The organism is Bradyrhizobium sp. UFLA03-84 (genome assembly GCF_002289535.1).
Lineage (GTDB): Bacteria > Pseudomonadota > Alphaproteobacteria > Rhizobiales > Xanthobacteraceae > Bradyrhizobium > Bradyrhizobium viridifuturi.
Window position 1 is genome coordinate 1,072,439 of the sequence record NZ_NSJY01000013.1, and the last position, 12,911, is coordinate 1,085,349.

The 12,911-nt window shown below is 64.6% G+C and carries 11 protein-coding genes; 7 read left to right on the forward strand and 4 right to left on the reverse strand.

From position 1 onward, the window contains the following. Nucleotides 1-28 precede the first annotated feature (28 nt). From CK489_RS19180 to hpaD, 3 genes are all read left to right on the forward strand, one after another. Entirely contained in the window at nt 29-1,309 is a 1,281-nt protein-coding gene (locus tag CK489_RS19180) for an amidohydrolase family protein (protein ID WP_095733315.1), read from the forward strand. A gap of 90 nt (nt 1,310-1,399) precedes the next feature. Beyond that, nucleotides 1,400-1,672, forward strand: coding sequence for a helix-turn-helix domain-containing protein (locus CK489_RS40880; protein WP_143278188.1), 273 nt, complete (start codon nt 1,400-1,402; stop codon nt 1,670-1,672). Between the two features lie 22 nt (nt 1,673-1,694). After that, entirely contained in the window at nt 1,695-2,573 is an 879-nt protein-coding gene (gene hpaD / locus CK489_RS19190; protein WP_095733716.1) for a 3,4-dihydroxyphenylacetate 2,3-dioxygenase, read from the forward strand. A gap of 95 nt (nt 2,574-2,668) precedes the next feature. Here the strand turns inward: hpaD and CK489_RS19195 are convergent, their stop codons facing one another. Then, complete coding sequence (locus tag CK489_RS19195; RefSeq protein WP_095733316.1) at nt 2,669-3,907, reverse strand: aminotransferase-like domain-containing protein; 1,239 nt, start codon at nt 3,905-3,907, stop codon at nt 2,669-2,671. Nucleotides 3,908-3,978: 71 nt separating this feature from the next. Continuing rightward, the gene (locus CK489_RS19200; protein ID WP_050630903.1) at nt 3,979-4,521 is read right to left on the reverse strand and encodes a DUF3124 domain-containing protein; all 543 of its coding nucleotides are present in this window, start codon (nt 4,519-4,521) and stop codon (nt 3,979-3,981) included. 59 nt (nt 4,522-4,580) lie between these two features. Between CK489_RS19200 and CK489_RS19205 the strand changes: the two genes are divergently transcribed. The 4 genes from CK489_RS19205 to CK489_RS19220 all read left to right on the forward strand — a co-directional run bounded on the left by CK489_RS19205 (nt 4,581) and on the right by CK489_RS19220 (nt 10,075). Beyond that, complete coding sequence (locus CK489_RS19205) at nt 4,581-6,302, forward strand: cation:proton antiporter domain-containing protein (protein WP_095733317.1); 1,722 nt, start codon at nt 4,581-4,583, stop codon at nt 6,300-6,302. A 326-nt stretch (nt 6,303-6,628) separates the two neighbouring features. Then, nucleotides 6,629-7,705 carry a 3,4-dihydroxy-2-butanone-4-phosphate synthase gene (gene ribB / locus CK489_RS19210; protein WP_050630904.1) on the forward strand — a complete coding sequence of 359 codons (1,077 nt, stop codon included), beginning with the start codon at nt 6,629-6,631 and terminating at the stop codon, nt 7,703-7,705. 126 nt (nt 7,706-7,831) lie between these two features. Beyond that, complete coding sequence (locus CK489_RS19215) at nt 7,832-9,046, forward strand: acyl-CoA dehydrogenase (protein ID WP_050402375.1); 1,215 nt, start codon at nt 7,832-7,834, stop codon at nt 9,044-9,046. Nucleotides 9,047-9,157: 111 nt separating this feature from the next. Continuing rightward, nucleotides 9,158-10,075 (forward strand): MBL fold metallo-hydrolase, encoded by a 918-nt coding sequence (locus CK489_RS19220; protein ID WP_095733318.1) that lies wholly within the window; start codon nt 9,158-9,160, stop codon nt 10,073-10,075. 90 nt (nt 10,076-10,165) lie between these two features. Here CK489_RS19220 and CK489_RS19225 read toward each other — a convergent pair whose 3' ends face one another. Together CK489_RS19225 and CK489_RS19230 are read right to left on the reverse strand one after the other, a co-directional pair. Further along, nucleotides 10,166-11,023 carry a DUF1499 domain-containing protein gene (locus tag CK489_RS19225; RefSeq protein WP_050630906.1) on the reverse strand — a complete coding sequence of 286 codons (858 nt, stop codon included), beginning with the start codon at nt 11,021-11,023 and terminating at the stop codon, nt 10,166-10,168. Between the two features lie 257 nt (nt 11,024-11,280). Next, nucleotides 11,281-12,909, reverse strand: a complete 1,629-nt coding sequence (locus tag CK489_RS19230) for a fatty-acid--CoA ligase (RefSeq protein WP_095733319.1) — start codon at nt 12,907-12,909, stop codon at nt 11,281-11,283. Between the last annotated feature and the right edge of the window lie 2 nt (nt 12,910-12,911).

Consider the following 12,911-nt stretch of genomic DNA (forward strand, 5'->3'; position numbering starts at 1 on the left):
AAAAATCAATGGTCGGGGGAACGGTGCCGTGAGTGGATTTTCGCGCCGGGATTTTTTGAAAGCCACGGGATCGACCGCTGCCGCCGCCATTGCAGGGCCGGCCGCTGCGGCGATGGGGCCGGACGACAAGTTCGACCTCGTGATCAAGAGCGGCGACGTGATCGATCCCAGCCAGTCGCTGCGCGGCAAGCGCGACATCGGCATCCGCTGGGGCTTCATCGAAGCCATCGAAGACGAGATCCCCGCCGCGCGCGCGGCCAAGACGATCGACGCATCGGGCAGGCTCGTGATGCCCGGCCTCGTCGATCTGCACTGCCACGTCTATCCCTATGGATCGGCGATCGGCATTCCCGCCGACGAGCTGGTGCAATTCCAGGGCACCACGACCGTGGTCTCGGCCGGCGATGCCGGCGTCAACAATCTCGCGGCGCTGCGGCGTTTCATCGTGGCGCAGTCGCGGGCGCGAATCTACGCCTTCGTCCACATCGCCAATAACGGCCTGTCGGCTTTCCCGGTGGCCGAGCTCTACAACATCGACAATGCCCAGGTCGAAGCCTGCGCGATGGCGCTCGCCGAAAATCCGGACTTCCTGATCGGGGTCAAGGTGCGGATGTCGGAGAACGTCATCTTCAAACACGGCATCGAGCCGCTGAAGCGCGGCATCCAGGCCTGCGAGATGTGCGGCTGGCCGGCGCGGATGATGGTGCATATCGGCGGCGTCGAGACCAGGGAGCTGATGTCCGACATCCTCGATCTGCTGCGGCCGGGCGATATCCTCACCCACGCCTATTCCGGTGCGCCGAACATGTCCGGCGCCTTCACCAACATCGTGCAGGACGGCAAGCTGCTGCCGGCCGCGCTCGCGGCCAAGCAGCGCGGCGTGCTGTTCGATGTCGGCCATGGCGGCGGCAGCTTCGATTTCACGGTGGCGGAGATCGCGATCCCCGCGGGCTGCACGCCGGATACGATATCCTCCGACATCCACGTCTTCTCGGGCAATTCGCCCGGCATCCCGTTCCTGCCGAACGTGATGAGCAAGTTCCTGGCGATGGGCTCCTCGCTGGATCAGGTCGTCGCGATGGCGACCTCGGTGCCGGCGCGGATCATCAACCGCGCCCCGAAGATCGGCACGCTGCAGCGTGGCGCGCCCGGCGATGTCGCGATCATGGACCTCGTCGAAGGCCCGGTCACCTTCCTCGATACCCGCAACAACAAGCGCGACGGCAATCTGCAGCTGAAGCCGGTTCAGACCGTGGTCAACGGCGTGCCGTTCGGCCGGCCCTACCAGGCGCCATTTTCGGTGCGGTGAACGGCGCGCCCCGCCGGTCCCTGTCATTGATCCGCATCAAGGACAGCAAATTCCGCTGGTCGATGATGAGCGATCATAAAGGGGCACGTCGTGACCGGGAATCATTCCTCCATCGACCGATCGGTACGCACTTCCGCGCCTGACGGCGCACCGTTCTCCGAAAGTGATTTCCTGCTGCAACTGGGCGCGGCTGTCCGCGGCGCGCGGGCGAATGCCGGCATGACGCGTCGCGAACTGGCCCGCCGCTCTGGCGTGTCGCAGCGCTATATTGCGCTCATAGAAGCCGGCAAGGGCAACGTCTCGATCGTGCTTTTGCTGCGCATCTTGAACGCCTTCCGCTACGTTGTCACCAAGGCGGCCTGACCGGGAAGAGGATATGGCTTTGATGGGCGAACTCGTACTGGCCGCCAAGGTCAGCCATGTGCCGTCTCTGATGCTGTCGGAGCCGGCCGATCATCCGCTGCACGATGTGAGGGCCGGCGCGGTCGCAGCATTGCGAGAACTCGGCCGCCGCGCCAGGGAACGCAGGGTATCGACCTTTGTGGTGTTTGATACCCACTGGCTATCGAATTTCGGCTACCACATCAACGCCAATGCCCGGCATCGCGGCTCGTTCACGAGCCACGAGGCGCCGCAGATGATCAAGGATCTGGGCTACGATCTGCCGGGGAATAGCGCGCTGGCAGAAGCGATTGCGCAGGAGGCGGCAAGCGTCGGCCTCAACGTGATGGCGCACCGGGTCGAAAGCCTTGGTCTGGAGTACGGCACCATCGTCCCGATGCACTACCTCAACCCGGAGGGCTGGGCGAAGGTGGTCTCGGTCGCGTCGCCGCTATTCACATCGATGGAGGAGAGCCGGCTGCTCGGTGAAGCGACCCGCCGTGCGATCGCGCGGTCCGGCGAGCGGGTTGCGCTGCTTGCCAGCGGATCGCTATCGCATCGGTTGTTGCCGAACAAGAAGCTCGGCCCCGAAGCCTGGACATCGATCGCCAGCGAGTTCAACCGCCAGGTCGATCTGCGCGTGCTGGAGCTTTGGCAGCAGCGTCGCTATAGGGAGTTTCTCGATATGCTTCCCGATTACGCAACGCGGTGTCACGGCGAAGGCGGGATGGCCGACACCATCATGCTGTTCGCGGCGCTCGGCTGGTACGATTTCCGTGGCCCAGCCGAACAACTCTGCGACTACTTCCCGTCGAGCGGAAGCGGCCAGGTGAACGTGGAGTTTCACGTGGCCTCTGAAGTGGGCTCGGCGGTGTCAGCCTAGAGCCCCGTTCCGATTGAATCGGAACGGGGCTCTAGATTCTTATTTTGACGCGTTTTTCTTCACGCGAACCGGTATCCACTTCGCTCGAAAACGCTCTAGCCGCGCTTCTCCACATTGCTGCTGCGCTCGGGTACGCCGAACTCCTTGCGGCACACCTCCGCCAGCACGGCGACGCCTTCGCGAATCTGGTCGTGCGAGGGGCTCGCGAAGCAGAGCCGGAGCCGGCTGCCGGAATGGGCCTTGCTGGTCGACCATTCCGGTCCGGGGTTGATCGAGACCCCGGCGGCGAGCGCCGCCTGGTAGAGCTTCAACGTATCGACGTTGTCGGGCAGCTTGACCCACAGGAAGATGCCGCCCTTCGGCGCCTCGAATTCGGCCGAGGTGCCGAATTGCTCGTTCAGCGCCTCCATCAGCGTGTCGAGCTTTGCGCGCAGGCCTTTGGTCAGTCGCGGCACGTGGGTCGCAAAATGCGGCGCGCAGTATTCCGCGAGCACCATCTGCTCCAGCGCGCCGGAGCCGGCGTCGGTCTTCAGCGGCAGCATCCGCGACATGATCTCCCACGGCGCGACGATGAAGCCGACCCGCAGCGCCGGCGCGATCGATTTCGAGAACGAGCCGATATGGATCACGCCGCCGTGCTTGCTCATCGCATAGATCGCGGGCGGCCGTTCGCCGTTCCAGATCAGATCGGCATAGCAATCGTCCTCGAAGATCGGCACGCCGTATTCTTTGGACAGCTTCAGCATCTCGGCGCGGCGGCCTTCGGGAAGGATCGAGCCGGTCGGGTTCTGCACCGTCGGGATCGTGTAGATGTATTTCGGCGTGATGCCGCGCCGCTTGTGATCGGCGAGCGCTGCGGCCAGCGCATCGATCCTGATGCCCTCGCCATCGAGGGGGATGCCGACCGCGTTGACGCCGAGCCGGGTCAGCCGGTTCAGCGAGCCCTGATAGGTCTCCTGCTCGATCAGCACGGTGTCGCCCTTGGTGAGCAGCGTCTGATTGACGAGGTCGAGCGCCTGCAGCGAGCCGGAGACGATCATGATCTCGTCCGGCGTGCAGGCGATCCCGGCATCGCGCTTCAGCTTCTCGGTCAGGAACTGGCGCAACGGCAGGTAGCCCTGCGGCCCGTGCGCGAGGTTGTAGGTCGCGAGATTCCTGCCTTCGCGCTTCAGCACGGCGTTGACCGCCTCCAGCAGCCCGTCGACCGGGACCTGGTCGGGATCGTTGTTGCCGCCGACGAAGCTGTATTTCGCGAGCCCGGTCCAGCGCGCGGCCGGTGCAGGCAGGCCGGCCGGGAGCAGTGGTGCAAAGTCGAACTGGGCCGAGGTGGACATGGACGTTTCGCTCCGTGTTGTTGTCGTTGAGAAGGTCCGCGGGAAGCGGCCTTCCGTGGAGTCAGTTCAATTCAGTTCTTGCCGGTCAGCCGGACCGGGCGACCCTGGCTGATGAAGGCGTAGTGCCCGGCGCCGACGCTGCCCACCATCAGGGCCTCGACCGCCGGTTCCGCGATTTCGCCGGCGGCCGCCCAATCGACCACGAAATTCGCGCCGGTGCCGCCGCGGGTATCGGTGGTGGCGATCGAAACCTCGACGGTCGCAAACGGTTTTAGCGCGACCGGCGCCTTGAGGTAGCTCTCCACCATCTTGCCTGATGTGTCGAAATAGGCGATCCGCTTCAGCACCAGGGGCCTGGTTTCGGAGGCGTTGTGCACGCTGAGCGTCACCGAGAAATCGGCCCTGAGCTTGCCCTGGCTCATCGATACGCTGGAATACACCGGCACGTAGAATGCACCGGATGTGGTGAGGCCTTCAGACGGCACCGCGGTGAGTGAGTTCGCAAAATTTTGTTCAATACTTGCCGGGGATTGTGCTAGCGCCTCAGTGATGCGCACGGTGAGCAGGCAGAGCAAAACTGCCAGAAAAATGCCGCCTGCGCGGATGTGACACATTGCTCGGTTGATCCTCACGCCCGGCCCTCTAGGTTGCGGCAACAGGAAGTCTTTGACGCATGCATGAACTGATTCCCGATATCACGCTCTGTATCCTGTTTGCCTGGGGGATTGGGCTGCTCGCCCATTTCTCCCGGCAACCGCTGATATTGGCCTACCTTATCGCCGGCTTTTTCATTGGTCCATTCGGCATGGGCTGGGTCAAGTCCCAGGAGTCGATCAGCGTCATCTCAGAGCTCGGCCTGATCTTCATGCTGTTCATGATCGGGCTGGAAATCGACCTCAAGAAGATCATCCGCGCCGGCAAGGTCATCCTGTTCGCCGGCGCCGGCGAGCTGATCGGCGGCTGCCTGATCGGCGCGGCATTCTTCGCCGGAATCGGGCTCGCGATCGGCGGCGGCAAGTTCGACGCGGTCTATCTTTGCGTCGCCTGTGCGCTGTCCTCGACCGTCATCATCGTCAAGGTGCTGTACGAGAAGCGCGAGCTCGATACGCTGCCGGGCCGCATCACGCTCGGCGTGCTGGTGCTGCAGGACATCTTCGCGATCCTGTTCCTGGCGGTGCAGCCGAGCCTCGACAATCTTCAGGTCAGCGTCGTGCTGCTGTCGATCGCCCGCGTTGCGGTGCTGGTCGCGACGGCGCTGGTGCTGAGCCGTTACGTGCTGCCGCGGCTGTTCCACCAGATCGCGCGGCGGCCGGAGCTCGTGCTGCTCGGTGCGCTCGCCTGGTGCTTCCTGATCGGCGAGATCGCCGAGCGGCTGCATCTGTCGCGCGAGATGGGCTCGCTGGTCGCCGGCGTCTCGATCTCGACCTTTCCCTACGCGCTCGACGTCACCGCCAAGGTGACGACGCTGCGGGATTTCTTCATCACGCTGTTCTTCGTCGCGCTCGGCATGACGATCCCGATCCCGGGCCTGCAGGTGATCTGGCTCGCGCTCGTCATTGCGGCGTTCACGGTGATAAGCCGTCTGATTACGACGTTCACGCCGCTCTACCTGATGAAGCAGGGTTTGCGCGCCAGCCTGCTGCCGGCGATCAACCTGGCCCAGATCTCCGAGTTCTCGCTGGTGGTGATCCAGACCGGCATTGCCGCCAACCACATCGGGACCGAGACCGCGAGCGCGGCCTCGTTCGCCTTCGTGGTGCTGGCGGTGCTCTCGACCTTTGCGATGGGCCGCAGCGACCAGATCGTGCGTGGCCTGATCGGTCCGCTGAAGCGGATCGGGCTGCGCGATCTCGACCATGTGGGCGAGGGCGGCCAGGAGGGGGGACACGGCGAGATCAGGCGTATCGTAATCCTCGGCTTTTTCCGCGCGGCGAGCGCCTTGGTCAGCCAGATCGAGCGGCAGAACCAGTCGCTGCTCGAACAGATCAGCGTCATCGACTTCAATCCGCTGGTGTTCCGCACGCTCACCGACCGCGGCATGCACGTGATCTATGGCGACATCAGCAATGTGGACACGCTCGTGCACGCCGGCATCGGCAAGGCCGAGATCATCATCCTGAGCGTGCCGGACTTCCTCCTGGTCGGTGCGGACAATGAGAAGCTGGTGCGCCACGTCCGCGCCCTCAATCCGACCGCGCGGATCGTCGCCACCGCGGATCTCCTCAGCGGCGTCGACGATCTCTACGAGGCCGGTGCCGACTATGTGACGGTGACCCGACTCAGCGACGCCGGCGAGCTCTATTCGGTGATCGAAGCCGCCGACGCCGGCCTGCTCGACGACAAGCGGGCCGAGATGGATGCCCAGCTCAGCGACCGGCGAGAGGTGCTGCCCTAAGGGTGCATCCACTTGGCGATTGCGTCGTCAGGCACGCCTTCGCTGGCGCGATTGCGTAGCCCGGATGGAGCGAAGCGAAAATCCGGGGCCACGCACGCAGAAACACCCCCCGGATTGCACTTCGCTCCGGGGCTACCGAGCACGATCCGGAAAAGTGGGCATCCGTTCTCCGGCGGTTCAAGTTCAAACAAGAAATCAAACAGGAAACGAGGTCCGTCCCAGGTCCTGGTATGCCTGCCGGACGCATGGCGGGTTGCATAATGATACTGGCGCTGACATCGGAACCCGGCTAATCCACTGCCTGCATAAAGCGAGATGTCAGGACAATGGCCGATACGATCCAGGAAGTGCTGCAAGCCTTTGCGAAGGGTGAGCTCGTCGTCGTCACCGATGATGACGATCGGGAAGGCGAGGGCGATTTGATCGTCGCGGCGTCGTTCTGCACGGCGGAGAAGATGGCTTTCATCATCCGCCACACCTCCGGCATCGTCTGCGCGCCGATCACCACCGAGGACGCCCGCCGGCTGCGGCTCGACCCGATGGTGGCGCATAATGAGTCCAACCACACCACGGCCTTCACCGTCTCGATCGACTACAAGCCCGATGGCGGCACCGGTATCTCGGCCGAGGAACGCGCCTCGTGCTGCCGCGCGCTCGCCAATCCCAATGCCGGCGCCAACGACTTTGCGCGACCCGGCCACATCTTCCCGCTGATCGCGCGCGACGGCGGCGTGCTGCTGCGCTCCGGCCATACCGAGGCCGCAGTCGACCTGTGCCGGCTCTCGGGCCTGCCGCCGGTCGGCGTCATCAGCGAGCTGATGAACGACGATGGAACCGTGATGAAGGGCGAGCAGGTCGCGAAATTCGCCGCCCGTCACAAGCTCAAGCACGTCACGATTGCCGACATGATCGCCTATCGCCAGGCGCGCGAGAAGCTGATCGAGCGGGTCGCGACCTTCACCACCGAAAGCCCGATCGGCCCGCTGCAGGGCTATGCCTACCGCTCGCCGTTCGACGAGATCATGCACGCGGCCTTCGTCTATAACGGCATCGGCGACGGCCGGGACGTGCTGACCCGGCTGCACAAGCCCAACATCGTGAAGGACCTGTTCACCGGGCCGGCGCGGATGGAAGCGGTGCTGCGGCACTTCAAGGATGCCGGCCGTGGCGTGCTGGTATATCTGCGCGACGGTGCCGCCGGTGTTCCGGTCCAGCCGGTCGGCGAGCAGAAGTCGGCAGAGGCCGATCGCAACAAGCAATGGCGCGAAGTCGGCGTCGGCGCGCAGATCCTGCGCGATCTCGGCATCACCTCGATCCGGCATTTGACCTCGTCGGTGCACGACTACAAGGGGTTGTCCGGTTTCGGCATCGAGATCGTGTCGAACGAAAAGTTCGATGTCTGATGCGGGTCATTCCGGGGCGATGCGCATCGCTCCGGGGCATGGCATCCACCCAATTCAATTGCGCTTCGCAGCATAGCGCTTTAATTTATCCGCCAATTTCCGAGTGACGATGCGAAAGGATGTTTCATGAGCGTGCGCCCCCAGGCCAAGGACAAGCCGGCTGCGGCCAGCTTCCAGTGGGATGATCCGTTCCTGCTCGACGACCAGCTCACCGAAGACGAGCGCCTGATCCGCGACACCGCGCGGGCCTATGCGCAGGACAAGCTGTTGCCGCGGGTCACCAAGGCCTATCTGGAAGAGAAGACCGATCGCGAGATCTTCAACGAGATGGGTGAGCTCGGCCTGATCGGCGTGACGCTGCCCGAGGAATATGGCTGCGCCAATGCGAGCTACGTGGCCTATGGCCTGGTGGCGCGCGAGATCGAGCGCGTCGATAGCGGCTATCGCTCGATGAACTCGGTGCAGTCGTCGCTGGTGATGTATCCGATCTACGCCTATGGCGACGAGAACCAGCGCAAGAAATATCTGCCCAAGCTCGCGACCGGCGAATGGGTCGGCTGCTTCGGCCTGACCGAGCCCGATGCCGGTTCCGATCCGGGCGGCATGAAGACCCGCGCGGAGAAGGTCGCCGACGGCTACAAGCTGAACGGCGCCAAGATGTGGATCTCGAATGCGCCGATCGCCGACGTGTTCGTGGTGTGGGCCAAGTCGGCCGCGCACGACAACCAGATCCGCGGCTTCATCCTCGAGAAGGGCATGAAGGGCCTGTCGGCGCCGAAGGTCGGCGGCAAGCTCAGCTTGCGCGCCTCGATCACCGGCGAGATCGTGCTCGACAATGTGGTGGTGCCGGAAAGCGCGCTGCTGCCCAACGTCTCCGGCCTCAAGGGCCCGTTCGGCTGCCTCAACCGTGCCCGCTACGGCATCTCCTGGGGAGCGCTCGGCGCCGCCGAGGACTGCATGCACCGCGCGCGCCAGTACACGCTCGACCGCAAGCAGTTCAACCGGCCGCTGGCCGCCACCCAGCTGGTGCAGAAGAAGCTCGCCGACATGGAGACCGAGATCGCGCTCGGCCTGCAGGCTTCACTGCGCGTCGGCCGCCTGATGGACGAGGGCAAGATGGCGCCCGAGATGATCTCGATCGTCAAGCGTAACAATTGCGGCAAGTCGCTCGACATCGCCCGCATGGCGCGCGACATGCACGGCGGCAACGGCATCCAGATCGAGTATCACGTGATGCGTCACGCCGCGAACCTCGAGACGGTCAACACCTATGAGGGCACGCACGACGTCCACGCGCTGATCCTCGGCCGCGCCATCACCGGCATCCAGGCGTTTTCGTAGATCATCTTGCAGTCATTCCGGGGCGATGCGTCAGCATCGAACCCGGAATCTCGAGATTCCGGGTTCAGCCCTGTCGGGCTGCCCGGGAATGACGTCGGAGTGAAATTCCAAATGGCCGACAACGACGACATCCCGTTCAACCGCGACTTTTCGCTGAAGCCCGGCGTGGTCGAACAGGTCCGCCCCGGCGTGCGCCGCGTGCTCTGCAACAATCCGAGCCCGTTCACCTTCACCGGCACGGTCAGCTACATCGTGGGTGAGGGCAAGGTCGCGATCATCGATCCCGGTCCCGATGACGAGGCGCATGCCAAGGCGTTGCTTGATGCGGTCAAGGGCGAGACGGTGAGCCACATCCTGGTCACCCATACCCATCGCGACCATTCGCCGAACACGCCGCGGATCAAGGCCGCGACCGGCGCGCCGGTCTACGCCGAAGGCCCGCACCGCGCCTCGCGGCCGCGTTTCGAGAGCGAGAAGCACAATCCGGAATCCGGCGCCGACCGCGATTTCCAGCCCGACGTCGAAATCAAGCACGGCGATGTCATCGAGGGCGCGGGCTTTGCCCTGGAAGCGGTCGCCACCCCCGGCCACACCGCCAATCACCTGGCCTTTGCCTGGACAGAGCGCAGCATCAATTTCGTCGGCGACCATGTGATGGGCTGGTCGACCTCGATCGTGGCGCCGCCCGACGGCTCGATGATCGACTACATGGCCTCGCTGGAGCGGCTGGAGCAGCGCCCCGAGCAGCTTTATCTCTCCGGCCACGGCCCAGAGATCCCGGAAGGCCCGCGCTTCGTCCGCTTCCTGGCGCGGCATCGCCGGGCGCGCGAGGCCTCGATCCTGCACCGCCTCGGCAAGGGCGAGGCCGACATTCCGACCATGGTGCGGGCGATCTATATCGGGCTTGATCCGCGCCTCGCCAACGCCGCCGGCTATTCGGTGCTGGCGCATCTGGAGGACCTGGTCGCGCGCGGCATCGTGGCAACTGACGGCGATCCGGTGATCGGCGGTACGTACCGGATGGTCTGATCGGCCTCCACCATCCATCCGTCATTCCGGGCTCGCTGCGCGCGCGCCCTCAGGTGCGCAATTGCGCACCGGGGAATGACGCTTAGGGCGTCACTTCTTCACCGTTTTCGCCGGCGGCGCCTTCGGCGCGGCAGGCGCGGCCTTCTTCGCCGGCTTGGCGTTGTCGTTTTCGGCGGCGGTGTTGAGGTCCTCGATCAGCTTCTTGACCCGTGCGGCGTTGCTGCCGAGATCGGTGTCGAAATAGCGCGAGGCCGAGCGGATATCGACGCGCGAATCCTCGTCGTCGGGCGTGACCCGGATCGAGACGTCCTCGCGGAAGCCCATGATCGGCGTGCGCGCCACCGCCTCGATGCGGCCGATGCGGCGCGGCGGCTGCGGCGCGCGTGCATCGATGACGAGCCATTTGCGGCGGTTCACCAGCCGCAGCGTCATCTCATAAGCACGGTCAGCCGGGACCTCGAGCTCGACGGTCTCGATGTCCGGGTAGGCGATGCGCTGCCGCTCGGCCGAGGCGAGGCCGGCGTAGGCGGCGGGGTTGGTGCCTTCCCCGGTGCGCAACCGCGCCAGCGCCTCGAACCGCGGCGGGTCGATCGGGTCGGTCGTGATGTCGTAGAGCCGCGGCAGTTTGTTGTACTGATAGGTCAGGTAGGCCGGGTAGCCGAGGATCGCGGCATCGATCAGGAACGCGAGCAGGATCCGGCCCATGCCGCGGGTGCCGTTCTGCCAGATCGCGGCGAAGGCGGCGAGGCCGAGCAGGATCGACAGGCCGGCGAGGCCCAGCGCGCCGAAGAAGGTCGCGAGCGCCGGCTTGACCTCCAGGAACCCGAACCGGACGATCAGGATCGAGACCACCACCGCGACGACGGAGAAGATGGCGAGGTTGCGCGACCAGGTGGCGAGGCCGGACACGGGCTCCTGCTGGTAGGGAGCGGAAAACCTGCGCGCCATCGTTGAAAAATCTGCCGGTTGATGTCCCCGGCGACCTCAGCCGCCGCCAATGACCGTGTGAGACCACGGACCTGCGGCGAATTCAAGGGTCTTACCCTCCCCTGGGGGGAGGGTCGACGCGAATGAAATGAGCGGCGGTGGGTGATCCCTCAGCACGGGCGCCTGTCTCGGAGGGACTGTCACCTCACTCCGGTTCGCATTCCGCTGCGCGTCATGCGAACCGATCCTCCCCCTTCCAGGGGAGGATGGAAGCTCGCCTACGCCGCGGCGGTCGGGAAGGTGTAGTCCTTGAACTGGTCGCGCAGCGCCGTCTTGAGGATCTTGCCCGTCGCGGTGTGGGGAATGCCTTCGACGAAAGCGACGTCGTCGGGCATCCACCATTTGGCGATCTTGCCGTCCATGAACTTCAGGATGTCCTCGCGCGTGGCGCTCTGGCCCTGCTTGAGCTGCACGATCAGCAGCGGTCGCTCATCCCATTTGGGATGGTGGACGCCGATCACGGCGGCTTCCGCGACCGCGGGGTGGCCGACCGCGAGGTTCTCGAGATCGATCGATGAGATCCATTCGCCGCCGGACTTGATCACGTCCTTGGAGCGGTCGGTGATCCGCATGTAGCCGTGCTCGTCCATGGTCGAGACGTCGCCGGTGTCGAAGAAGCCGGCATCATCGAGGATGTTGGCATCGACCCGGAAATAGGCCTTGGCGATCGCGGGACCCGAGACCTTGAGGCGGCCGAAGGTCTTGCCGTCCCAAGGCAGCTCTTTGCCGGCATCGTCGGTGATCTTCATCTCGACGCCGAACGGCGGGTAACCCTGGGTCTGCAGGATGTCGAGCCGCTCCTCGCCGGTGCGTTCGGTGAACGGCGGCTTCAGCGTCGCCAGCGTGCCGAGCGGGCTCATCTCGGTCATGCCCCAGGCGTGGCGCACCTGGCTGCCCATGTCGAGGAACGCCTTGATCATCGAGCGCGGCATCGCCGAGCCGCCGCAGATCACCATCTGCAGATCCGGTAGCTTGACGTTGTTGGCGGCCATGTATTGCAGCAGCATCAGCCACACCGTCGGGACGCCGGCGGTATGGGTCACCTTCTCGGTCGACAGCAGCTCATAGACAGAGGCGCCGTCGAGCTTCGGGCCCGGCATCACCAGCTTGGTGCCCATCGACGGTGCGGAGAAGGCGATGCCCCAGCTGTTGGCATGGAACAAGGGCACCACCGGAAGCATTGTGTCCGAGGCGGAGGTGCCGAGCGCGTCCTTCGAATTGGCCATCAGCGCGTGCAACACGTTGGACCGGTGCGAATAAAGTACACCCTTGGGATCGCCCGTCGTGCCGGAGGTGTAGCACATCGCAGCCGCGGTGTTCTCGTCGAAGGTCTTCCACTCGAACTTGCCGTCGGATGCTGCGATCCAGTCCTCATACGCGACCGCGTTCTTCAGCGTGGTCTGCGGCATGTGCGCCTTGTCGGTCAGCACCACGTAGCGCTCGACGCTCGGCAGCTGGCTCGCGATCTTCTCCAGCACCGGAACGAAGGTGAGGTCGGTGATGACGATGCGGTCCTGGGCATGGTTGACGATCCAGGCGATCTGTTCCGGGAACAGCCGTGGATTGACCGTATGGCAGATCGCGCCGATCCCCATGATGCCGTACCAGACCTCGAGGTGGCGCCAGGTGTTCCAGGCGATGGTGGCGATGCGGTCGCCGAGCTTGATGCCGTCGCGCTCGAGGCTCTGCGAGACCTTCAGCGCGCGGGCATGGATCTGGGCGTAGTTGGTGCGATGAATCGGACCTTCGACCGACCGTGTCACGACTTCCTGCGTGCCGTGATATTTGGCGGCGTGCTCAATAATCTTGTGGCACAGCAAGGGCCAATCTTGCATCAAACCAAGCATAC